Below are 20,287 nucleotides of genomic sequence, written 5' to 3' on the forward strand. Positions count from 1 at the left end.
TGCGGTGAACGAAGACGTGCATGTTTCGGTGATCGGCGCCGGACGCTGCGACGACGCGGTGCGGGCCACGGCCCGCGAGCTGGGGGCGCTCATCGCCGCCCGGGGCTGGACCCTGGTCTGCGGCGGGCTGTCGGGGGTCATGGAGGCTGCGGCCCAGGGCGCGCGCGAGGCCGGGGGCCACACCGTGGGCATCCTGCCCGGCGCCGACCGGCGCGGCGCCAACCCCTACATCGAGACGGCCCTGGCCACGGGCATCGGCCAGATGCGCAACGCCCTGGTGGTGCAAAACGGCGATGTGGTCATCGCCGTGGAAGGCGGCTACGGCACCCTGTCCGAGATCGCCCTGGCCCTGAAGTCGGGCCGCGCGGTGGTCGCCCTGGGCGCCTGGAAGAACATCCCCGGCGTGGTGCCCGCCACCAGCCCGGCCCAGGCCGTGGAACTGGCCGCCCGGATCCTTGCGGGCGAGCCCAACAACTGACGCAAAGGACGATCCATGGACGTGTTGTGGGCCCCGTGGCGCCTTGAATACATCCTCGGCCCCAAGGCCGACCAGTGCCCCTTCTGCCTGCCCAAGGACACCGGCGAGGACCAGAGCCGCCGCGTGCTCCACCGCGGGCGGACCTGCTTCGTGATCATGAACATCTTTCCCTACAACAACGGGCACCTGATGGTCTGCCCCTACCGGCACCTGATGAACCTCGTGGACCTGACCCCCGAGGAAAGCCACGAGCTGATGGACCTGATGCAGGTCAGCACGCGCATCCTGCAGGAGCGCTTCCGGCCCCAGGGCGTCAACGGCGGGGTGAACATCGGCGAGGCCGCCGGGGCGGGCATCAAGGAGCACCTGCATTTCCACCTCGTGCCCCGCTGGACGGGCGATTCCTCGTTCATGGCCTTCGCCTCGCAGACGCGGGTCATCCCCGAGCACATCGACTCCACCTATGCGGCCCTGCGGCCCCTTTTCGACCAATATACAGCCTAGCGCCAAAAGGAGATCTTCCATGCGTTTCATCAAGTTCCTGGCCGTGATCGCCCTGTTCGTGCTGACCATGGCCCTGTTCGCCCAGAACCTGCCGGTGCTGGGCGCGCCCCTGTCCCTGGGGCTGACCCTGTTCGACGCGCAGCTCTTCGCCCTGGAATCGCCGCTGTACATGTTCCTGCTGGCCGCCTTCTTCCTGGGCAGCGTGCTGACCCTGCTCTACTTCTTCCTGGAAAAGCTGCGCACCGGGCGCGAGCTGGCGCGGGCCAACCGCAAGCTGGCCACCCTGGAGCAGGAAGTGACCTCGCTGCGCAACCTGCCGCTGTCCGACGCCACCCCGGCGCAGGACAACTAGCACCCCCGGGGGCAGTCATGACCTGGTGGCGCGACATCCTGGACGGCAAGCCCGTGCGGCCCATGGGCGGCGGCGGGCGCGCGACCCTGTTCCAGGACGCGGGCGCCGTTTCCGGCGACACCCAGGCCGCCATCGCCGAACTCTCCCAGGTGGTGCGCGCCAACCCCGACGCGGTGGAGATCTACCTCGCCCTGGGCAATCTCTACCGCTCCCACGGCGAGATCGAGCGCGCCGTGCAGATCCGCCAGAGCCTCATCGTCCGCCCCGGGCTGGACAGGGAGGTCCAGGCCAAGGCCTGGTTCGAGCTGGGCCGCGACTTCAAGCGCGGCGGCTTCCTGGACCGGGCCATGCACGCCTTCGAACAGGCCCGCAGGCTGGGCGGGGACTCCGACGCCGTGATGGCCGAGCTGGCCCGGCTCACCGCCGACAGCGGGGACCACGAGCAGGCCGCCCGCCACTACGCCCGCCTGGGCAACCCGGTGGCCGAGGCGCACCATCTGGTCCGCCTGGCCACGGACCGCTTCGCCGACGGCCAGCAGGCCCAGGGCTACAAATGGCTGCGCAAGGCCCTCAAGGCCCACCCCGGCTCCCTGGAGGCCTGGATCGAGCTCATGCGCCAGGCCCTGGCCGCGAACAACTGGCGCGAGGTCGGCCACCATCTGGCCCGCGCCCTGGACAGCGTGCAGCCCGACCAGCGCTTCGTGCTGCTGGAAGGGCTGCTGGAGGCGGCCAAGGTCCGCGAGTTGGGCCCCGGCGCGGCCATGCAGGCCGACAAGCCCTTCCAGTACCATCCGCGCCGGGAGCTGACCGCCGTGGCCCTGCCCCTGCTGGAGCGCCACGACGACGACCTGCTGCTGCAATTCTACGCGGCCTGGATGCTCTACGGCGACGACCCCGAGGCCTCGCGGCGCTGGCTGGAGCGGACCCTGGTGCTCAACCCCGGGTTCTGGCCCGCGCGCCTGGAACTGCTGGCCCTGGACACCCAGGGCCAGGAGCTGGGCGAGTCCTTCCGCACCCAGCTCGACTTTTTCGTGCACCGCGCCCGCGAGCTCAAGCGCTTCGTCTGCCGCCGCTGCGGCCTCAAGCGCGAGCAGCTCTTCTTCCTGTGCCCGCGCTGCAAGAGCTGGCACTCCATCAAATACCGCACCGTGCTCACCGAATAGATGACCGCCAAAAGCCCCGGCGCAGCGCCGCCCCAGGAGCCCGGGGTCAAAATGACCCCCATGTTCGAGCAGTACCTGCGCATCAAGCAGGAGCACCCCGGCACCCTGCTCTTCTACCGCATGGGCGACTTCTACGAGTTGTTCTTCGACGACGCGCGCACCGCCGCGCGCGAATTGCAGATCACCCTGACCTCGCGCAACAAGCAGTCCGACAACCCCGTGCCCATGGCCGGGGTGCCGCACCATTCTTACTGGGACTACGCCGCCCGCCTGCTGGACAAGGGCTACCGCGTGGCCGTGTGCGATCAGGTCCAGGACCCGCGCGAGGCCAAGGGGCTGGTGGAGCGCCAGGTGACCCGCGTGCTGACCCCGGGCACCCTGGTGGAGGACGAGAACCTCGACGCCAAGGACCACAACTACCTCTGCGCCCTGTACTTCGACGCCGACAAGGACGCCGGGGGCCTGGCCTGGGCCGACGTGTCCACGGGCGAGTGGTCCGGGCTGGCCGCCGCCCGCCAGGAGCAGCTCTGGCAGTGGCTGGCCAAGCTCGGGCCCAGCGAAATCCTGCTGCCCGTGGGGCACGAGCCGCCCCGCAGCCACCAGGGCCTGGCCCGGCGGGTGAACCACCTGCCCGCGCGCTCGCATTTCGATCTGGCCGCCGCCACGCGCCATGTGCTGCGCGACCAGGGCGTGGCCGACCTCGCGGCCCTGGACCTGGCCGACAAGCCCCAGCTCGTGCAGGCCATGGGCGCCATCCTCGTCTACCTGCGCCAGACGCAGATGCGCGAGGACTTCCGCCTGGCGCCCTTCAAGCCCCTGAACCTCGCCCGGCACCTTTTGCTGGACGACGTGACCGAGCGCAACCTGGAGCTGTTCCGCCGTCTGGACGGCTCACGCGGGCGCGGCACCCTGTGGGCCGTGCTGGACGCAACGCTGACGCCCATGGGCGGGCGGCTTTTGGCCGGGCGGCTGCGCATGCCCTGGAAGGACCTGGCGCCCATCGTCAAGACCCAGGACTGCGTGCGCCTGTTCGTCGAGGATGACACCCTGCGCGCGGACCTGCGCACGCTCCTGGATTCGGTCTACGACCTGGAACGGCTGGTGACGCGCATCCGCATGAACCGCGCCACCCCGCGCGATTTCGTCGCCCTGCGCGGCTCTTTGGGCGCCCTGCCCGGGCTGCGCGAGCGGCTGGCCGGGGCCGTGGAAACGCACGCCGACGACGCCCCGGCGGCCCTGCGCCAGCTCCTGGGCGGGTGGGACAGCCTGGACGACTACGCCACCCTGCTGCACCGCGCCCTGGAGGACTCGCCGCCGCCCGTGGTCACCGAGGGCGGGCTGTTCCGGCGCGGCTACCACCCCGAGCTGGACGAGCTCATGGACCTGACCGACCACGGCCAGGCCCAGGTCCAGGGGCTGCTGGAAGCCGAGCGCGCCGCCTCGGGGCTGGACAAGCTGAAGCTCGGCTTCAACCGCGTGTTCGGCTACTATTTCGAGCTGCCCAAGTCCCTGGCGGACAAGGCGCCCTACCACTTCACCCGCCGCCAGACCCTGGCCAACTGCGAGCGCTACGCCACGCCCCAGCTCGCCGAGCTGGAGGAGCGCATCCTGCACGCCGCCGACCGGCGCAAGGAGCTGGAATTCGCGCTGTTCAAGGAGCTGCGCGCCGGGGTGGCCGAGGCTGCCCACCGCTTCCTGGACATGGCCCAGCGTCTGGCGGCCATCGACTGCTGGCAGGGCCTGGCCGAGACCGCCCGCCGCCGGGGCTGGACGCGCCCCGAGCTGCACGACGGGCTGGACGTGACCATCCGCGAGGGGCGCCACCCGGTGGTGGAGGCCATGCAGGGCACGGCGGGCTACATCCCCAACGACCTGCACCTGACCCAGGACAAGCGCCTCTTGGTCATCACCGGCCCGAACATGGCCGGCAAGTCCACGGTGCTGCGTCAGGCGGCCATCATCTGCATCCTGGCCCAGATCGGCTCCTATGTGCCCGCCGCCAGCGCCAGCATCGGGCTGGCCGACCGCATCTTCTCGCGCGTGGGCGCCTCGGACAATCTGGCCGAGGGCCAGAGCACCTTCATGGTCGAGATGAGCGAGACCGCGCGCATCCTGCGTCAGGCCGGGGCGCGCAGTCTGGTCATCCTCGACGAGATCGGGCGCGGCACCAGCACCTTCGACGGCCTGGCCCTGGCCTGGGCCGTGGTGGAGGAGCTGGCCGCGCGCGGCAAGGGCGGCGTGCGCACCCTGTTCGCCACGCACTACCACGAGCTGACGGCCCTGGAGGGCGAGATTCCGGGGGTGGCCAACTTCAACGTGGCCGTGCGCGAATACCGCGACGAGATCATCTTCCTGCGGCGCATGGTGCCCGGCCCGTCGGACCGCAGCTACGGCATCCAGGTGGCCCAGCTGGCCGGGGTGCCCCGGCGGGTGGTGGCCCGCGCCAAGGACATCCTGGCCGGGCTGGAGGCCCGCTCGGGCGGGGCGCATTCCGTGCTGGCCCTGGCCGCCCCGGCCCAGGGGCTGCTGCCCGGGCTTGCGCCCCCGGCGCCGCCCGCCGCGCCCCAGGCCCCGGCGGCGCCGGACATCCCGCCCCGGGTGCGGGCCTTCATGGACGAGCTGGAGCGCCTGGAGGTTGACCGCCTGACCCCCATTGAGGCATTGAACTTCCTGTACACATGGAAAGCGACAACCCTGTGCCCCCCCTGCGAGGACGATTAGGATGCAGCCCTCTTTCCGTTTGGTCCTTGCGACCCTCGCGGCCCTGGCGGCCCTGACCCTCGTGGCCGGGTGCGGCAAGAAGATCTGGCCCGAGCCCTCCGCCCCCGAAGACGCCTTCAGCTTCGTGCGCACCCAGGGGGAGCTGTCCTCGGGTTGCCTGATGGTCCAGTCCCGCGTGGCGGGCGCCTGGCGCAACCTGCGCGCCGTGCACCTCGAGCTGGCCTGGGACGACTGCGAGGGCTGCCCCTTCCAGGCCATGGAAACCCGCGAATTCGTGCCCGGCGACGCCTTCAGCACCCTGGAACAGGGCCGCCTGGCGCTTACGGCCTGCGGCCTGGACCCCGCCAAGGCCTACCGCTGGCGCCTGACGGGCAAGAGCATCCACAGGACCCTGCGCGACGTGCGCACGGAGGTCATGACCACAACTCCCTAAGCCTGCCGCAACCCCCTGGGAGAACCGACCCATGCATCACTTCGAATACCGCGGCGGCGAACTGTACGCCGAGGACGTGCCCGTGCGCGAGCTGGCCGAACGCCACGGCACGCCCCTGTACGTCTATTCCGCCGCCACCCTGCGCCGCCATTTCGAGGCCTTCGACTCGGCCTTCGAAGGGCTCGACCGGCTGACCTGCTACTCCGTCAAGGCCAACTCCAACCTCGGGGTGCTGCGCCTGCTCGGCGCCATGGGCGCGGGCATGGACATCGTGTCCGGCGGCGAGCTGCACCGCGCGCTCAAGGCGGGCATCCCCGCCGAACGCATCGTCTACTCCGGCGTGGGCAAGCGCCCCGAGGAGATCGAACAGGCCCTGGAAGCGGGCATCCTGATGTTCAACGTCGAGTCCGTGGGCGAGCTGGAGCGCATCGGGCGCATCGCCTCGCGCCTGGGCCGCACGGCGGACATCTCGCTGCGCATCAACCCCGACGTGGACCCCAAGACCCACCCGTACATCTCCACGGGCATGAAGAAGAACAAGTTCGGCCTGGACATGGGCACCGCCATGGCCACCTACCTGCGCGCCCGCGACTTGCCCGGGGTCAACCCCGTGGGCATCGACTGCCACATCGGCTCGCAGCTTACGACCCTGGAGCCCTTCCTGGAAGCCCTGGACAAGCTGCTCGACTTCTGGCGCGCCCTGGGCGCCGAGGGCATCGCCATCAAATACCTCGACCTGGGCGGCGGCCTGGGCATCACCTACGACGCCGAAGAGCCGCCCCACCCGCGCGAATTCGGGCGCGCCCTGGCCGAGCGCCTGCGCGGCCTGCCGCTGAAGCTGATCCTCGAGCCCGGGCGGGTCATCGCGGGCAACGCGGGCATCCTGGTCTCCCGCGTGCTCTACACCAAGGACACCCCGAGCAAGCACTTCCTCATTGCCGACGCGGCCATGAACGACCTGATCCGCCCCTCGCTGTACGGCAGCTACCACAAGATCATCCCCGTGCTGGAGCAGGAGCGCCCCCGGCGCGCCGTCGATGTGGTCGGGCCGATCTGCGAGTCCGGTGACTTCCTGGCCCGCGACCGCGAGCTGCCCGAGGTGGAGCAGGACGAGCTGCTGGCGGTGCTCTCCGCCGGGGCCTACGGCTTCACCATGAGCTCCAACTACAACTCCCGGCCCCGGGCCGCGGAGCTCATCGTGGACGGCGCCGAGGTCATCGTGGCCCGCCGCCGCGAAACCTGCGCGGACCTGACGGCCCTGGAAGACTGATCCCGGGCCGGGCCGCCGCCCATGGCGCCCCCGGCGCCTCCCGGACGAACGCCGAAAGGGGCGCCCCGCAAACATGTTGCGGGGCGCCCCCTTGGTTTTACCGCCTCGGCGCGGTGCGGGTCAGCGCAGGCCGTAGGCCGGGCGCAACGCCTCTTCGGCCGGAACGCCGTGGTAGACCTCGCCGCGCGGCCCGCGCCACTGGTCCGGCCCGACGCGGGTCAAAACCACCGGCGTGCGCGAGCCGTTGGGGTTGTGGACGTAGACGGTGGTCTGCTCCTGCCGGGCCTCTCCGGCCTGGGGCGCGGGCGGCGGGGGCTCGCGCCGGGGCGCGCAGGCCGCAAGCGTCATGCACAGGGTCAGCAGCGCCAGCAGCGCGGCCAGGGCCAGGGCCTCCCACAGGAGATTGCGGTTTCGGGTGGGCATGGGGCGCTCCTCGCGCCAGCAGGCCGCCCAACATGGCGACCCGCCGCGTTGCCGGAAAACCCGGACCCGCGCGTCCGTCTTGCTCCGCGTCGGCTTGGATTTTTCTCGCGCCTTGGATATTGCCATCTCTGAACGGCCTGCGGACTATGGGTTTTCGACTGTCGGCTAGAGCGTCTGGCCCGGGGCCTGGGCCGCGAGCCCGTAGTAGGGGCGCAGCTGTTCCTGGGTCGGTATGGCGTCGTACAGTTCGCCCTTGGGGCCCAGCCAGCCGTCGGCGGTGCGCGTGAGGGTCACAGGCGTGCGCGAGCCGTTGGCGTTTTCCAGCACCACGGTGACGGAAGACGGCAGGGCCGGGGCCTGCTGGGCCGGGGCCGGAGCGGCCTGCGCCGGGGGCTGGACCACGGCGTAGCCCTCGGCGGCGCGCACGTAGTACACGCCCTGGGCGCGGTAGTAGGTGCGCGGGCCGACCATGACCACCGTGCAGCCCGGCGGCAGCACGGGGATCACCAGGCCCACGGGCGGGGTGACGACGGCGAACCCGCCGGACCCGGGCAGGTAGAACAGCCCGTCCACGAAGGCATAGGTCAGCCCGGCGAAGAGGATGGTCACCGCTGCGGCGGGCAGCGCGGGGACGAACCCCCGGGCGCCGCCCCCGGGGCCGGGGTGGTGCTGCGGCGCGGGCCCGCCGCGGGCATGCCCGCCGGGCTGGGCCAGGGCTGCGGGCGCGTGCAGCGTGGCCAGCAGGGCCAGGGTCAGGGCCGTGTATCCGAAGATCTTGTTTTTCTTCTGCATGCGTTGTTCTCCTGAGGTGGCGCCCGCCCTGCCGGGCCCGCGCGGCGGGCGCGGGCGGGCCGTTTCCCCCCTGCCGAGGGTTGCCCAAGGCTCCGCGCGGCTCAAGTTAAGATTCCTCAAGGCCGACCCCCGCCTCCGCAAACCGTGTTTTTTTTCACGTTCAGACGGAAAATGCCCTTGACAGGTTCGCCGGGGCCGCCTAAGAATCCTAAAAAATTCCAGTGACGCCCACCGGGGCGCGGCAAGCATGTACACGCCGACGCTGGTGAAAGATCAAATTGTGTTCATCAAGGGGCCGAGTACGCAACTTGTGTACCCGGCCCCTTTTATGAAGGCGCATGGTGCGCCACAACCACTTCCCTATTCCGCATGGAGAGTTTTGCAATGGCCAAGAGCATCTACGTCGGCAATCTGCCCTGGTCCGCCACCGAAGAAGACGTCCGCAAGGCGTTCTCCAACTTCGGCGAAGTCAAGTCCGTCAAGCTGGTCGAGGACCGCGAGACCGGCCGCCCCCGTGGCTTCGGTTTCGTCGAGATGGACGACCAGAGCGCGCTGGCCGCCATTGAGGCCCTGGACGGCACCGATTTCGGTGGCCGCAACCTCAAGGTCAACGAAGCCCGTCCCCGCACCGAGCGCGCCCCCCGCTGGTAGTCCCAGCGGCCACGCCCGATCATACGGCACCAAGGCCCGCCCCTTCCGGGGCGGGCCTTTCGTTTTGGCGGGCGCGGGGGGGGGCTCCCCCGGCGCCTCCTGCGGGGCCCCGGGCCGGTCTGTCCCTCCCCCCGCGCCGGGTCGGTTAAGCCATCCGGCGCCAGGTCGGTCTTCCCTCCCACGCGCCAGGATCGGCCTGGGCCTTCCCGCGCCAGGTTCGGCCTGGGCCATCCGGCGCCAGGTTCGGGCCTGCCCCCCTCTCCCCGACGCCGTCCGGCCTCATGCCCCGTCCAGCGGGCTCCTGGGGCCGGACGTGCAGAAAAAATCACGCGGCGCAAATTTTTATCTTGACTTTTCCTCTCCCGGCACCTATCTTCTCAAAGTTATCCAGTGGCGCCCACGGGGGCGCGGCCAGATTCCAAGGCCAGTGCTGGTGAAAGTCGATTCCAAGGTAACAAGGGGCTGTGTACGCATCTTGTGTACACAGCCCTCTTTTACAAGGCGCATAGTGCGCCATATTCCACTGTATTACGTTTCATGGAGAGTTTCAGAATGGCTAAGAGCATCTACGTCGGCAATCTGCCCTGGTCCGCCACCGAAGAAGACGTCCGCGAGGCGTTCGCTTCCTACGGTGATGTCACGTCCGTCAAGCTGGTCGAGGACCGCGAGACCGGCCGCCCCCGTGGCTTCGGTTTCGTCGAGATGGACGACCAGAGTGCGCTGGCCGCTATCGAAGCCCTTGATGGCGCCAACTTCGGTGGCCGCAACATCAAGGTCAACGAAGCCCGCCCCCGCGCCGAGCGCGCCCCCCGCTGGTAGGCGCCTCGCGCACCGAGCCATCGGCACCACGGCCCGCCCCCTTCCGGGGGCGGGCTTTTTTGCGCGCCCCGGGGCAGGAACGGCCCACCCGCCGGGGCAGGCCGTTCCCGCCGTGGGGGCTGGGATCAACCAGACGGCGCTGCCGCCGCAACGCCCGCGCCCGACCTTCTGAGAAGCCGCAGCGGCGCCAGCGCCCCCGGGGCCCAGGCCCGCAATGAGCGACCGCCGACTCGCCAGCTCCGACCCCCAGAGCAAGCCCTCGGCCCGCCTTCCGCTGGTCCGCCCACTCCGCCGCCCCGGCGGATCCTTCGTGCGCTTCTCCCCGCCCTCCAAGATCCCCCCGCCACTGCCCAAAACGCGGTGCTTGCGCGCCAGCTGCTCCATCTCTTCGCCCCCCAGAAGACTCCGCCCCCGGCCCCCGGTCAGGCCAAATTCGGCCCGGCACGGGCATTCTTTCCTTGCCAAACCGCGAAAAGGCCTTATATGGGTACTGGCTCTTTGACAGGGGGCGACCAGGTTTCGACGGGGATGGTTGAAGCCAAGGTTGCAGGCCGAGGTTGCCGTTGGCCTCGTTAAACCGCGGCAAGGCATTAATTGCCAACGACACTGAATACGCCCTGGCTGCTTAAATGCCAGCGTCCCTTCCGCCGATGTCCGGTAAGCGGAAACGGGCGACACCCCATCGGACTGGCCACCAAGCGCATGTTCATGGCGCGCGGGGCGAGATAAGCAATGAACTGGCCGTGCTCCAGCCTGTCCATCGGCAGGAGTGCGTCGAGAACTGAAGATGGAATAAGCCTGTAGACGCCTTGCGTGGAGCATTCTCGGACGGGGGTTCGATTCCCCCCGCCTCCACCATTTAGAAAAGACAAACCCGTCTCTCTGGGGTCATTCTCCGGGGTGACGGGTTTTCTTTTTCCCCTTGTTTCTAAAGGGGTTGCGCCCGTTTCACATCTTTCCAAAGCACCTCTTCGCACCATCGATTCTCCCCATCCTCCCGCCTTTCTTTCTCTGTTTGGCCCCTGATTCTCTGTTTTCTCCGGACCAAGTCCGAAGCTCGTCCGGAAAGCTACATCCTTGATTGATATGGGTTTGCGGCTGATTGCCATTTTTGGCGGTTGTCTTAGGTCGTCGTTCGATGCCGCAACCGGACGTTTTTTTCGAAATCGCCCGCCTCGGCCATGAAAAGAAGCGCGGTCAACTCCGGCTTCCTGCCCCCTAAAGAAGAAAAGCCGACGCTGATGGTCGGCTCTCTGGGGCGGTCTCCGGTCCGGTCGTCAGTCGGTGGCAAAGCCGAACTGGCGGCGCTGCTCGGCCCAGTCCTCTGGAAAGGTCTGGGTCAGCTTGGCCAGCGAGAGCCCGTTGGGTTCCTCACCGTTGATCAGGGCTTCGACGATGTCGGGGGCCAGGGTCGTCAGTTTGAGGATGCGGGCCACATACGAGCCATCGACGTCAAGGGTACGGGCAAGCTCGCTGATGGACTTGATCTGGCCGGATTCGAGGATGTCGGCCCAAGAAAAGGCCCTTCCCAGCGCCTGGAGGACGGCGGACTGCACCGGTTCCTGCGCTCCGGTGATTTCTCCATCCAGTGCCTGGGGAGCGATGACCGTCTTGCGGCCGCGCATGCGCCGGATCAGCATCGGGATATGGATCTGCAGGTTGCCGTTGTCGGCTACGGTAATGGTCGGCTTCATTTTCATCGGCTTGCCCTCCGTTCGGTGACTTCGCATGCCAGACCGGCCAGCTCGGCGATGAGCGTAGTCAGCCCGTTGGTGCGCAGCTCCATGTCGATTCCGGTCTCGCGGATCTCGACCTTATCCACCAGGAGGCGGATGAGCCGGTTTCGCTCCACCGGGAAAAGGTCCTCCCAGAAGCCCTCGACATTCTGGAAGGCCTCCGAAACGTCCTGTTCCGTGATGTTGTTCCCCCGGTAGGCTCTGCATCGCTCGCTCACGTGCGTCAGTTGTTTCGAGAGCTCGACCGCCTGGCGGTTGACGGTCGTGAGCATCTCGGTCTTGCCCGGCTGATCGTTGCCGGGTTTCATAAGTTCGATGGCTTGCTCCCGCGCCTGCGACAGCTCCATTTCGAGTTGGGCTTTCTGCTTGAACAGCCGCTCCCGCTCCACCTGCTCGATGTCCCGGGCCGCGAAGTAGGTTTTGGCCACCAGCGTCGGCGTGCGGAACACCGCGCTCAACTGCTCGACCACGGCCTGCTCGATGTCCCCGGCGGGAATCCGTTTGAGGGGGCACCGGCTCACGGTCCGCTTGCTGTCCTTCTGGCAGATGTAATAGGTGTAGTGGCGGCCGTTCTTGCGGGCGTAGGTCGGTCCCATCGCGCATCCGCAGTGGCCGCAGCGGATGACGCCTTTCAGCGGGGCGACCATTTTGGTTCTTGCCATGGAAACCTTGACCGGTTTGTTGTCCTCCAGGATGGCCTGCACCTTGTCCCAGGTCGTCCGGTCGATGATTCCTTCGTGCTCACCGGGGTAGCTGCGATCCTTGTGGGCAATCTCGCCGATATAGACCCGGTTGTTCAGCAGCCGGTAGATGTGGCCTGTATTCCATTCTGAGCCCTCGCGAACCTTGCCTTTCTTGGTGGTCCAGGCTTTTGTGCGGTATCCCTGTTCGTTCAATTCCTGGCCCAGCTTCTTGGCCGAGCCGATCTGGATGAATCGGCGGAAGATGTACTGCACCGTCCTGGCTTCATCCGGGTTGACCAGCAGCTTCTTGTTGTCCCGGTCGACGTCGTATCCAAGAATGGGTACGCCGCCGCAGTATTTCCCCCGGCGCTTGGCGGCCGCCACCTTGTCCCGGATGCGCTCGGCGATGACCTCCCGCTCGTACTGGGCGAAGGTGATCAGGATGCCGAGAAACATCCGTCCGGTGGGGTCGGTGGTGCTGAAGTGCTGGGTGACCGAGACGAAGCTGACACCCTTCTCGTTGAAGAGGTCGATCATCTTCATGAAGTCCAGCAGCGAGCGGGACAGCCGGTCGACCTTGTAGACCACGATCACGTCAATCTTCCCGGCATTGATGTCCGCCAGCAGGCGACGCAGCCCCGGGCGCTCCATGTTTCCACCCGAGAATCCACCATCGTCGTAGCGATCCGGCAGAGCCGTCCAGCCACGCATCCTCTGGGCTTCGATATAGTGTTCCGCCGATTCCCGTTGCGCATCCAACGAGTTGAACTCCTGTTCGAGACCTTCCTCGTGGCTCTTGCGGGTGTAGATGGCACAGCGCAGGGTCTTGTTTTTGCCCGGCGCGACATTGCTGTTATCAAGCATCCGAACCTCCCTCGGCTTTTCTGCCGTAAACCTTCTTCAGTCCGAAAAAGACCTTGCCGTTCCACCTGGTCCCGGTGATCTCCCTGGCCACCGCGCTGAGCGACCGGAAGGTGCGGCCTTCGAACTCGTAGCCATCGGCAAGGACGATCACCTCATAGCGCCGGTCGTTCCAGACCCGCACCAGTCTGGTCCCGGGCAGGATCGCTTCGTTCGATTTCCGCTCTTCTGGGATGCGTCGATTGACAGTGGCGACCGGGTCCTCCTTGGCGGCCTGCTGGAGATGGACCTTGGCCTGTTCGGACAGCCCGCCGTAGAAAAGCTCCTGGATGCGATAGGCCAGCCGCTTGATGAGGAATTGTTTCTTGTACTGGGGTGGCTCTTCTCCGTAGAGGTCGAGCCATTTTTCCCGGAGCTGCTCCAGGGACATGGATTGCAGCAGGGCCATCTGCCGAAGGACTGAGTTTCGGGTTCGGTCCTGGATCTTGCCGCCGGTGGCGGCGTTCTGTAACTCATTCATTTTCAACTCCTTATTTTGGTTTCCGGACGAGTTGTCATGAATGAATGCTCTGTTCCGGCAATGAATCAAGTCCTTCTCCGAGCACAGGGGAAGAATCTTCGAAAACCTCTAACTCATTGCCCACACATGCGTTTTTTGCCATTCGGCGCAGGATCGCCGTGGCCAGAATGGAGGCGGCTGACTGGAGCCTCGCCTCACCCGACAGGCGGCCGGGTTTGCCGTTTTTGTCAAGGTCATCCGTCCCTGGCCCATCATTCATTTCCTGTACATCCAACATCGAACACCTCCGGTTGGACCGGGGGGCTGGATGGCGTGGATACCAGAAAACGGCGGCGGTCGGGATGCGCGTTCTATGGCACCCACAACCGCCTCAGCTCCGCCTCTGGTCGGTTATCTGGTTACATCCGGCTTGAACCGGACTTGCGTTCGTTACCTACCGGAGGGACGTGCAAGATGACGGAATCAGACGAGAAGTCCTGTTTTTTTGATTGACCTGATGTTCATCAGGTCGTATATTTTGTGGTCATAAATTGGGCTTAATCCGCTCAGTGGCTACGACACGGAGCAATCGCCATGGGAAAGAAAAAGGTATCGGAAATAACCGACCCACAAGCAAACACGCTGAGGGTCATTTGCCAAATCATCGATGAAAAGGGGTTGCCGCCAACGGTGAAAGAATTGTCGGAAGTCCTTGGTATCAGCCACGCGAGCGCCCACGAGCAGATCGCTCAACTGGTACGGAAAGGCTATCTGAAGAAAGAAGCTCGTAAGGCCCGAAGCATCGTCGTCATCAGGAGGCCCGAATAACGATGCTGGGTCGCGAAAAATAAGGAGATCGACATGGGGCACGTCAGACTTGGAAGCCTTCCGAGGTCGAGGGCATGGAAAGAGGTGGTCGGCCTGATCACGGCCGGTGCCGACGTGTCCCAAATCGCAAACGCAACAATCCGGGCAGCCGATAAAGCATTCACCTTCGTGCTCAACGATAAGGGGTTCACCGAGGCGGTCTGGTTGATGACGCAACTCGCCATTGCCGCAAAAAAGGAGAACCTCGGCGAGCATCTCCAATCCCTCGGCGTCAACCTGCCGCAGGATACATCTCTTCCCGATCTTGCAGCCGCAGTCTCCGAGGCCCTGGATAACAAATTGGAGTCCAACGGTGGCCGATCCGACCTCGGTGAAATGTCTCAGCGTGCATTGGTCGGAGCCCTGGTAGAGCACATCTCACCAAAACTGCCGTCTCTCTTCGCCCCCGGGCCAGATGATGTTCGGGCCGCACTGGCAGCGCTCGGGAAAAAGCGGGAGTTCGGAGAGCTGTCGCGGACTTTCTTCGCCAAGCTGACCAACGAGAGCATGAACTACTTCCTCTCAAAAACGCTGGCTACCCATCTGGGCGAGGGCCAGCGCTTTGCCACCATGAATGAAATGGGACAATTCGAGAAGGCTCTGAACACGCACTGTAAAGAGGCGTCCCTGATCGTCGAGCAGTTTTCAGCAGATTGGTTTTCGAAGCACAGGTACGAAGAAGGTGGTGACATCTCCAGGGAGTCTTCCAATGGCTTCGCCTCTTACGCGCTGAAAAAGATGAAGGACGAGCTAAAAGAAGGAGCGCGAGCCGATGCAAGATAAACGATATATCATCTGTGGGAACGCACCGACCGATGGGATTGAAGAAAATCCTGACCGTGATCTGCGCCTGCGCCTTTGGGGCAAGGATGGGCCGGACAAGATCACCCTACGCATTGAAGACATCCACAAAAAGATGAGCAAGGACGTGCCTGATTCTTTCCAGGACCTGCTCGAAATCGCCACCTACGTTTACAGTGCCGATCAGGCCATCCCACGAGGGGCCGACGACGTCGATTCTTTTGGCCATGGCTGGCGCAGGGATCTGCACTTCATCATCCCGGTGCGGAAGCCAGATTTTTGGAACGGAGACGATATCCACCAGGCGCTGCGCTCCACGCTTGGTTTCTTGTCTGACGACAACTATCACTTCGAGTTCGTCAAACTGAAAGAGGCTCAGGCATTCCAGGGATATCTGAAATTTGATGATGACGGACGGCTCTTCGGCTATCCGGAACAGGTAGTGATGTTTTCAGGTGGGCTGGACTCGCTGGCGGGAGCCATCGATGAAGTTCTGAATGAAAAACACAAGGTCGTCCTTGTTACCCACAAATCGACACCGAAGCTCAACACGCGCCACCGGCGACTGGAAAAGATGATTGCCGACAAGGCTGGGGAAAACGCCCCGCTACACATCGGCGTCCGGGTCAACAAGAACAAGGGGCTGAACTACGAGTACACCCAGCGCAGCCGATCCTTCCTCTATGTGTCTATCGGGGCGACCATCGCAAAAATGCTCAATCTGAAAAGCGTCCGTTTTTACGAAAACGGGGTCATCAGTTTGAATCTGCCGGTCTGCGCTCAGGTAGTCGGCGGCCGGGCAACACGCACCACCCACCCCAGGGTGATCCGAGGTTTTCAGGAAATCATCAGCCTGGTGGCTGGCGAACCGTTCACGATTGAGAATCCCTACATCTGGAAAACCAAGGCCGGTGTCATCGAGGTGATCACCAAGGCCGGATGCCAGGACATGATCGCGGCATCGACCACCTGCACCCATACCTGGGAGATGACCAATCACCATACGCATTGCGGAACGTGTTCCCAGTGTATCGACAGGCGTTTTGCCATGATTGCGGCAAAAGCCGATCAATATGACCCAGTGGAAGCCTATAAAGCCGACATCTTCACCCAAAGCCGAAGCAAGGACGAGGACAAGATCATGACAGCCGCGTACCTGGAGCGTGCCAATCAGGTACGCGAGCAGGACGACATCACCCAGTTTATCGCCCGATTCAGCGAGGTCAGTCGGGTCTTCCGCTACCTTAATGGGAACTCCGGAAAAGTGGCCCAGAAGGTCTATGACCTTTACAAGCGCCACGCCAAGGAGGTCTGCGATGCAATGGACACAATGGTTGGCCGCAACATCACCGCCATCCGCCAACGCACCTTGCCGGGAGACTGCCTACTCAGGACGGTCTATGAATCGGGATCGGTAATCTCCGTCCCCGCCATTCCGGTTGAGCAGAAGCAGCCGGACAACTACTTCAGGAAGCGCGGGGGTGTCTGGGCGGCACGCTTTAACGGCAACGCCGAAGTGCTTGTGACGGGTGTTGATAAAGGGGCCGAGTACATCAATTTCCTCCTGGCAAGGCCGAACAAGGAAACCTCGGTCTACGAGATCGTCTGCGGGTTCGCCATCGATAGCTGCAACGCGGTCCTGAACTCCAATGAGACCGATGAAGGTTTTCAGGTCACCCAGGGGGTTCCGTTGGGTGATACCGGCTTCGTTGCCGACCGCAAGGCCGTCGAGCAATACCGGGAGACGGCTCACGAGCTTCTTCGGGAAATTGAAGAAGCCCGGGCAGAAAACAACGATGCCGAAATCCAGCGGCTCGAGAACGAAATGACCCAGATCACCGCCGCAATCAACGAGGCGGTTGGTCTGGGTGGCAAACTCCGGAAATCCAACGACAAGCGGAAGAACATCCGCGACGCCTTCCGGAGTGCCGTGAACCGGGCCATCACGTATCTGGAAAAGTATGACAAGCCGCTGGCCGCCCACCTGAAGGAGTCCATCAAGTGCGGCAACGAACCGGTCTACCGGACCGAAGAGGAGATCGTTTGGGAGGTCCGCCCGATAGTCAACGAGTGACCCGGGGCCACCCAGGAAGAAAAAACTAAAAAATATTTCCGCTACGCCAAATGTAGCCATTGCGACGCCGGATGTAGCGCCTTCCCCAATGAAGGCGCGATCCGGCGTTTTTTATTGGTCAGCACAGGGTTGGCCACCGGGCGTGCCAGAACTTCCGAACAAGGAGACTGGCAGTGGCACAAGTCAACAAAGCACACCTCACCCCACCGAAGCGGCGACTCATCGAGTTGATGCAGGACATCAACTTCGGCCGCATCACCAACATTCCGGTCCGCGACGGCGAGCCGGAACTCACCCCTGACACGGTCATCGAGCGCGAGATCAAGCTGGCCGGACAGAGCGGTCCCCGGCCCGAGCGCGACCAGGATGACTTCATTCTCAAGCAAGAGGTCGTGGCGCTGCTGGAGCACCTCGCGCAGATGGGCAGCGGAAAAGTCTGCCTGCTCGAGATCAAGCACGGTCTCCCGTTCCTGATGCGCATCGAGGAACGGGCAGCCTGAACACGTAACGACCTGAACCCTTAGACACTGGACAACAAGCTGGACGCATGGCGGAGGCTGTTGTGGGTGTCGCCGAGCCGAATACGGCAATTGGCGGCGTACCTGCGACCCCTTCGCCCACGCGACAGCTTTGTCCTGTGATCTGGCCCGTGCCGACACCCACGCGGACCTCCTCCTCGCTCCGAGGAGGCCCCGATGGTTTCTCAGAATTCTTACGACGGCATCGACAAGTATGCCGCCGACCTCATTCGGCACAAAGCACGTCAACTCGTAGGCAAGGCCGGATTCACCGAGGACGACAGACCCGACCTCGAACAGGAACTGATGATCGATCTGCTGCAGCGGATGCGGCATTTCAATCCCGCCAAGGCCAAGAAGACCACCTTCATGGCCCGGATCGTCGAACGTCACATCTCCACCATTCTGGAGGCCCGGTTCGCCCAATGCCGGGACTGGCGGCTCTGCCAAACATCACTCAACGAACCCCTCGACAACGGTGAGGGCGACAGCACCGAGCGGATCGACTTCCTGGATAGCGAAGGCTCTCTGGGGAGCGGCACCCGCGAAACAAGAGAGCGCCTCGCCCATGAGATCCGCATGGATCTCGGCCAAGCCATCGCCTCGCTGCCGGAAGAGCTCCGGGATCTGTGCTTGCGCCTGCACGACAGCACCATGGCCGAAGTCGCCCGGGAGATGGGCATTCCCAGAACTACCCTCTACGACCGGCTGAGCAAGCTGCGGGACGCGTTCCGCGAGGCCGGACTCGAGGACTACCTGTGATCTCCGACGCATCGACTCCGGCTCCGGTAAGTAAGCACCGTGCCGCATGGTGCGGCTATCCGGGGCCTCGGAAATCAGAACCTGAACAAAAGAGGAGTTCAACCATGACTCACGACACCTACAAGTACCGTTTTGACGAGTCGGTCCCGGCCCAGGAACTGGAAGACACTTTCATGCTGGCGATGCTGGCTGTCGAAAGCCTGCATGGCCGTTCCCGTGTGCGGATGGAGAGCCGGTTCAGTCTGGACAAGGCCCGCCGCACCTGCGTGATCGACGCCTCCACCGATGTCGGCAGCGACCTTGCCCGCATCTTCACTGGCTTCGCCTCCAAGGAATACGGCGAACGCTCGGTCCTGATCGAACGTACCCAGCCGTCGGGTTGCGCCTGTGCCTCAAAGCATCGCGCAGCGCCCGCCGCTGCCGAAGCGGGGGTGGCGGTATGAGCGAGCTGATGACCACCACCTATTCCATGTGGCGGCTGTTCCGCAACTGCCGCATGGCCTGCAAGTGGCGCTACATCGACGAGCTGGTGCCGCTCGAGCGCGACCCCAATCTGGCCTTCGGCGCGGTCATTCACGACTGCCTGGAGTGCTGGCACGGCGAGCGGGATCTGGCCAAGGTCCTCGACCACATCGACCGGACCTATCCGAACCGGGCGCAGGACGACCATCAACAGGCCGACTGGCATCTCGCCAGGGCAATGATGAGCGCCTATGCGGAACACTACCCGGCTGAAGAGTTCGAGGTCGTCGCGCTCGAGAAGACCTTCGAAGGCCCCATCGTCAACCCGGCGACCGGGGCGACCTCGCGCAGTTTCATCCTCGCCGGGAAGGTGGATGGCATCGTCCGTCAGGATGGCCAGTACTTCCTGCTGGAACACAAAACCGCCTCGCAGATCGACGCCAGCTACCTGGAGCGGCTCTGGACCGATTTCCAGATCATCCTCTACGCCTGGTACCTGGAGCAGACCCTCGGCATCACGGTCAGCGGCATCATCTACAACGTTCTGGTCAAGGCCAAGCTGCGCCAGGGCAAGGGTGAGACCGAAGCCGAATTCGAGGCCCGCCGGGCTGAGCTGATTGCCAAGTCGAAAACCGGCAAGAGCAGCGCCAAGCGCAAGCTGCCGGAGGACGACGACACCTTCCAGCAGCGGCTCCAGGAAAAGTACCTCGAGCCGGGCATGTTCCACCGCGAGGTGCTCTACATCTCCCGCGACCAGTTCGAGGAACTGCGGGCGGAGCTGTGGGAACTCTCCAAGGCCATGCTCGACGCCCGTCGGCGCGACACCTTCTACCGCAACACCAGCTACTGCTTCCAGTACGGAAGGCCCTGCGCCTACTTCCAGCTCTGCCGCTCGGGCGGCAACCCCAACGTCATCGAAAACCATTTCCAACGGATCGCCCCGCACGAAGAGCTGCGGGACGGAGCCGGTGAAGACGCCGCTCCGGTGTTTTGAAATCCCAACCATAAGGAGACGAAGCCATGCTTCCCAAGACCAAAAGCAAACCCAAACACACACTCTCGGACCTCACCGCCCTGGTGTACGGCCCGAGCAAGATCGGCAAGAGCACCTGGTGCTCCAAGGCCGATGACGCACTGTTCCTGGCGACCGAGCCGGGCCTGAACGCCCTGGAGGTGTTCCAGACCCCGATCACCTGCTGGGACGACCTTCTGCAGGCCTGCGCCGAGATCGCCGAGGGCAAGCACGAGTTCAAGACCATCGTCGTCGACACGGTGGATAACGCCTACAAGATGTGCTCGGACTACGTCTGCAAGAAATTCAAGATCGAGCACGAATCCGACCTGGGCTACGGCAAGGGCTACGCGCTGATCAACAACGAGTTCCAGCGCGTCATCAACAAGCTCGCCTTCCTGCCCTA

At 64.6% G+C, this 20,287-nt stretch carries 23 protein-coding genes and 1 other RNA gene; 18 read left to right on the forward strand and 6 right to left on the reverse strand.

Going from position 1 to position 20,287, the window contains the following annotated elements; all coding sequences use genetic code 11:
- The first annotated feature begins 4 nt into the window (after positions 1 to 4).
- Genes G495_RS0112560 through lysA form a run of 7 tightly spaced genes read left to right on the forward strand, consistent with a single transcriptional unit; the run spans position 5 to position 6,921 of the window.
- Entirely contained in the window at positions 5 to 478 is a 474-nt protein-coding gene (locus G495_RS0112560) for a TIGR00725 family protein (RefSeq protein ID WP_028588100.1), read from the forward strand.
- Between the two features lie 15 nt (positions 479 to 493).
- Entirely contained in the window at positions 494 to 982 is a 489-nt protein-coding gene (locus G495_RS0112565) for an HIT family protein (protein ID WP_028588101.1), read from the forward strand.
- A gap of 19 nt (positions 983 to 1,001) precedes the next feature.
- Positions 1,002 to 1,334, forward strand: coding sequence for a lipopolysaccharide assembly protein LapA domain-containing protein (locus G495_RS19050; protein ID WP_035252083.1), 333 nt, complete (start codon positions 1,002 to 1,004; stop codon positions 1,332 to 1,334).
- 17 nt (positions 1,335 to 1,351) lie between these two features.
- The gene (locus tag G495_RS0112575) at positions 1,352 to 2,497 is read left to right on the forward strand and encodes a tetratricopeptide repeat protein (RefSeq protein ID WP_028588102.1); all 1,146 of its coding nucleotides are present in this window, start codon (positions 1,352 to 1,354) and stop codon (positions 2,495 to 2,497) included.
- The gene (gene mutS / locus G495_RS0112580; RefSeq protein WP_245588428.1) at positions 2,498 to 5,218 is read left to right on the forward strand and encodes a DNA mismatch repair protein MutS; all 2,721 of its coding nucleotides are present in this window, start codon (positions 2,498 to 2,500) and stop codon (positions 5,216 to 5,218) included.
- Between the two features lies 1 nt (position 5,219).
- Positions 5,220 to 5,651, forward strand: coding sequence for a hypothetical protein (locus G495_RS19055; RefSeq protein ID WP_051445363.1), 432 nt, complete (start codon positions 5,220 to 5,222; stop codon positions 5,649 to 5,651).
- A 31-nt stretch (positions 5,652 to 5,682) separates the two neighbouring features.
- The gene (gene lysA, locus G495_RS0112590; RefSeq protein WP_028588104.1) at positions 5,683 to 6,921 is read left to right on the forward strand and encodes a diaminopimelate decarboxylase; all 1,239 of its coding nucleotides are present in this window, start codon (positions 5,683 to 5,685) and stop codon (positions 6,919 to 6,921) included.
- A 120-nt stretch (positions 6,922 to 7,041) separates the two neighbouring features.
- On the opposite strand, the gene G495_RS0112595 is transcribed toward lysA, so the two are convergent.
- The gene (locus tag G495_RS0112595) at positions 7,042 to 7,344 is read right to left on the reverse strand and encodes a hypothetical protein (protein ID WP_028588105.1); all 303 of its coding nucleotides are present in this window, start codon (positions 7,342 to 7,344) and stop codon (positions 7,042 to 7,044) included.
- A 165-nt stretch (positions 7,345 to 7,509) separates the two neighbouring features.
- A complete protein-coding gene (locus G495_RS20540; protein WP_051445364.1) occupies positions 7,510 to 8,136 on the reverse strand; it encodes a DUF6515 family protein in 627 nt (208 codons plus the stop codon).
- Between the two features lie 384 nt (positions 8,137 to 8,520).
- On the opposite strand from G495_RS20540, the gene G495_RS0112605 reads away from it, so the two are divergent.
- The 3 genes from G495_RS0112605 (at position 8,521) to ssrA (ending at position 10,464) form a co-directional block, all read left to right on the forward strand.
- On the forward strand, positions 8,521 to 8,787 hold the full coding sequence (locus G495_RS0112605) for an RNA recognition motif domain-containing protein (RefSeq protein ID WP_028588106.1): 267 nt from the start codon (positions 8,521 to 8,523) through the stop codon (positions 8,785 to 8,787).
- A 552-nt stretch (positions 8,788 to 9,339) separates the two neighbouring features.
- The gene (locus tag G495_RS0112610; RefSeq protein ID WP_028588107.1) at positions 9,340 to 9,606 is read left to right on the forward strand and encodes an RNA recognition motif domain-containing protein; all 267 of its coding nucleotides are present in this window, start codon (positions 9,340 to 9,342) and stop codon (positions 9,604 to 9,606) included.
- 504 nt (positions 9,607 to 10,110) lie between these two features.
- Positions 10,111 to 10,464, forward strand: a transfer-messenger RNA (tmRNA) gene (ssrA, locus tag G495_RS21195).
- A 419-nt stretch (positions 10,465 to 10,883) separates the two neighbouring features.
- On the opposite strand, the gene G495_RS0112615 is transcribed toward ssrA, so the two are convergent.
- Genes G495_RS0112615 through G495_RS21200 form a run of 4 tightly spaced genes read right to left on the reverse strand, consistent with a single transcriptional unit; the run spans position 10,884 to position 13,683 of the window.
- Positions 10,884 to 11,306, reverse strand: coding sequence for a hypothetical protein (locus G495_RS0112615; RefSeq protein ID WP_011700568.1), 423 nt, complete (start codon positions 11,304 to 11,306; stop codon positions 10,884 to 10,886).
- Positions 11,303 to 12,889 carry a recombinase family protein gene (locus G495_RS0112620; RefSeq protein WP_028577543.1) on the reverse strand — a complete coding sequence of 529 codons (1,587 nt, stop codon included), beginning with the start codon at positions 12,887 to 12,889 and terminating at the stop codon, positions 11,303 to 11,305. The genes G495_RS0112615 and G495_RS0112620 overlap by 4 nt, the downstream gene beginning before the upstream one ends.
- Entirely contained in the window at positions 12,882 to 13,406 is a 525-nt protein-coding gene (locus G495_RS0112625; protein WP_028577542.1) for a DUF2924 domain-containing protein, read from the reverse strand. The genes G495_RS0112620 and G495_RS0112625 overlap by 8 nt, the downstream gene beginning before the upstream one ends.
- 34 nt (positions 13,407 to 13,440) lie before the next feature.
- Entirely contained in the window at positions 13,441 to 13,683 is a 243-nt protein-coding gene (locus G495_RS21200; protein ID WP_028577541.1) for a hypothetical protein, read from the reverse strand.
- A gap of 296 nt (positions 13,684 to 13,979) precedes the next feature.
- Here G495_RS21200 and G495_RS21205 point away from each other — a divergent pair, with 296 nt between their 5' ends.
- The 8 genes from G495_RS21205 to G495_RS0112660 all read left to right on the forward strand — a co-directional run.
- The gene (locus tag G495_RS21205) at positions 13,980 to 14,213 is read left to right on the forward strand and encodes a LexA family protein (protein WP_009379056.1); all 234 of its coding nucleotides are present in this window, start codon (positions 13,980 to 13,982) and stop codon (positions 14,211 to 14,213) included.
- An 84-nt stretch (positions 14,214 to 14,297) separates the two neighbouring features.
- Positions 14,298 to 15,035, forward strand: coding sequence for a hypothetical protein (locus G495_RS0112630; protein WP_245588429.1), 738 nt, complete (start codon positions 14,298 to 14,300; stop codon positions 15,033 to 15,035).
- Positions 15,025 to 17,127 (forward strand): 7-cyano-7-deazaguanine synthase, encoded by a 2,103-nt coding sequence (locus G495_RS0112635; protein ID WP_028577539.1) that lies wholly within the window; start codon positions 15,025 to 15,027, stop codon positions 17,125 to 17,127. Before G495_RS0112630 ends, G495_RS0112635 begins: the two co-directional genes overlap by 11 nt.
- Positions 17,128 to 17,300: 173 nt before the next feature.
- The gene (locus tag G495_RS0112640) at positions 17,301 to 17,627 is read left to right on the forward strand and encodes a hypothetical protein (RefSeq protein WP_028577538.1); all 327 of its coding nucleotides are present in this window, start codon (positions 17,301 to 17,303) and stop codon (positions 17,625 to 17,627) included.
- Between the two features lie 195 nt (positions 17,628 to 17,822).
- Positions 17,823 to 18,407, forward strand: a complete 585-nt coding sequence (locus G495_RS0112645; protein WP_028588109.1) for a sigma-70 family RNA polymerase sigma factor — start codon at positions 17,823 to 17,825, stop codon at positions 18,405 to 18,407.
- A 104-nt stretch (positions 18,408 to 18,511) separates the two neighbouring features.
- On the forward strand, positions 18,512 to 18,850 hold the full coding sequence (locus G495_RS0112650; RefSeq protein WP_028588110.1) for a hypothetical protein: 339 nt from the start codon (positions 18,512 to 18,514) through the stop codon (positions 18,848 to 18,850).
- A complete protein-coding gene (locus G495_RS0112655) occupies positions 18,847 to 19,863 on the forward strand; it encodes a PD-(D/E)XK nuclease family protein (RefSeq protein WP_028588111.1) in 1,017 nt (338 codons plus the stop codon). The genes G495_RS0112650 and G495_RS0112655 overlap by 4 nt, the downstream gene beginning before the upstream one ends.
- A gap of 26 nt (positions 19,864 to 19,889) precedes the next feature.
- The coding region (locus tag G495_RS0112660; RefSeq protein WP_028588112.1) for an ATP-binding protein at positions 19,890 to 20,287 on the forward strand (398 nt) is incomplete at its 3' end.

The sequence above is a fragment of the Desulfocurvus vexinensis DSM 17965 genome (genome assembly GCF_000519125.1).
In the GTDB taxonomy this organism is placed as follows: domain Bacteria; phylum Desulfobacterota; class Desulfovibrionia; order Desulfovibrionales; family Desulfovibrionaceae; genus Desulfocurvus; species Desulfocurvus vexinensis.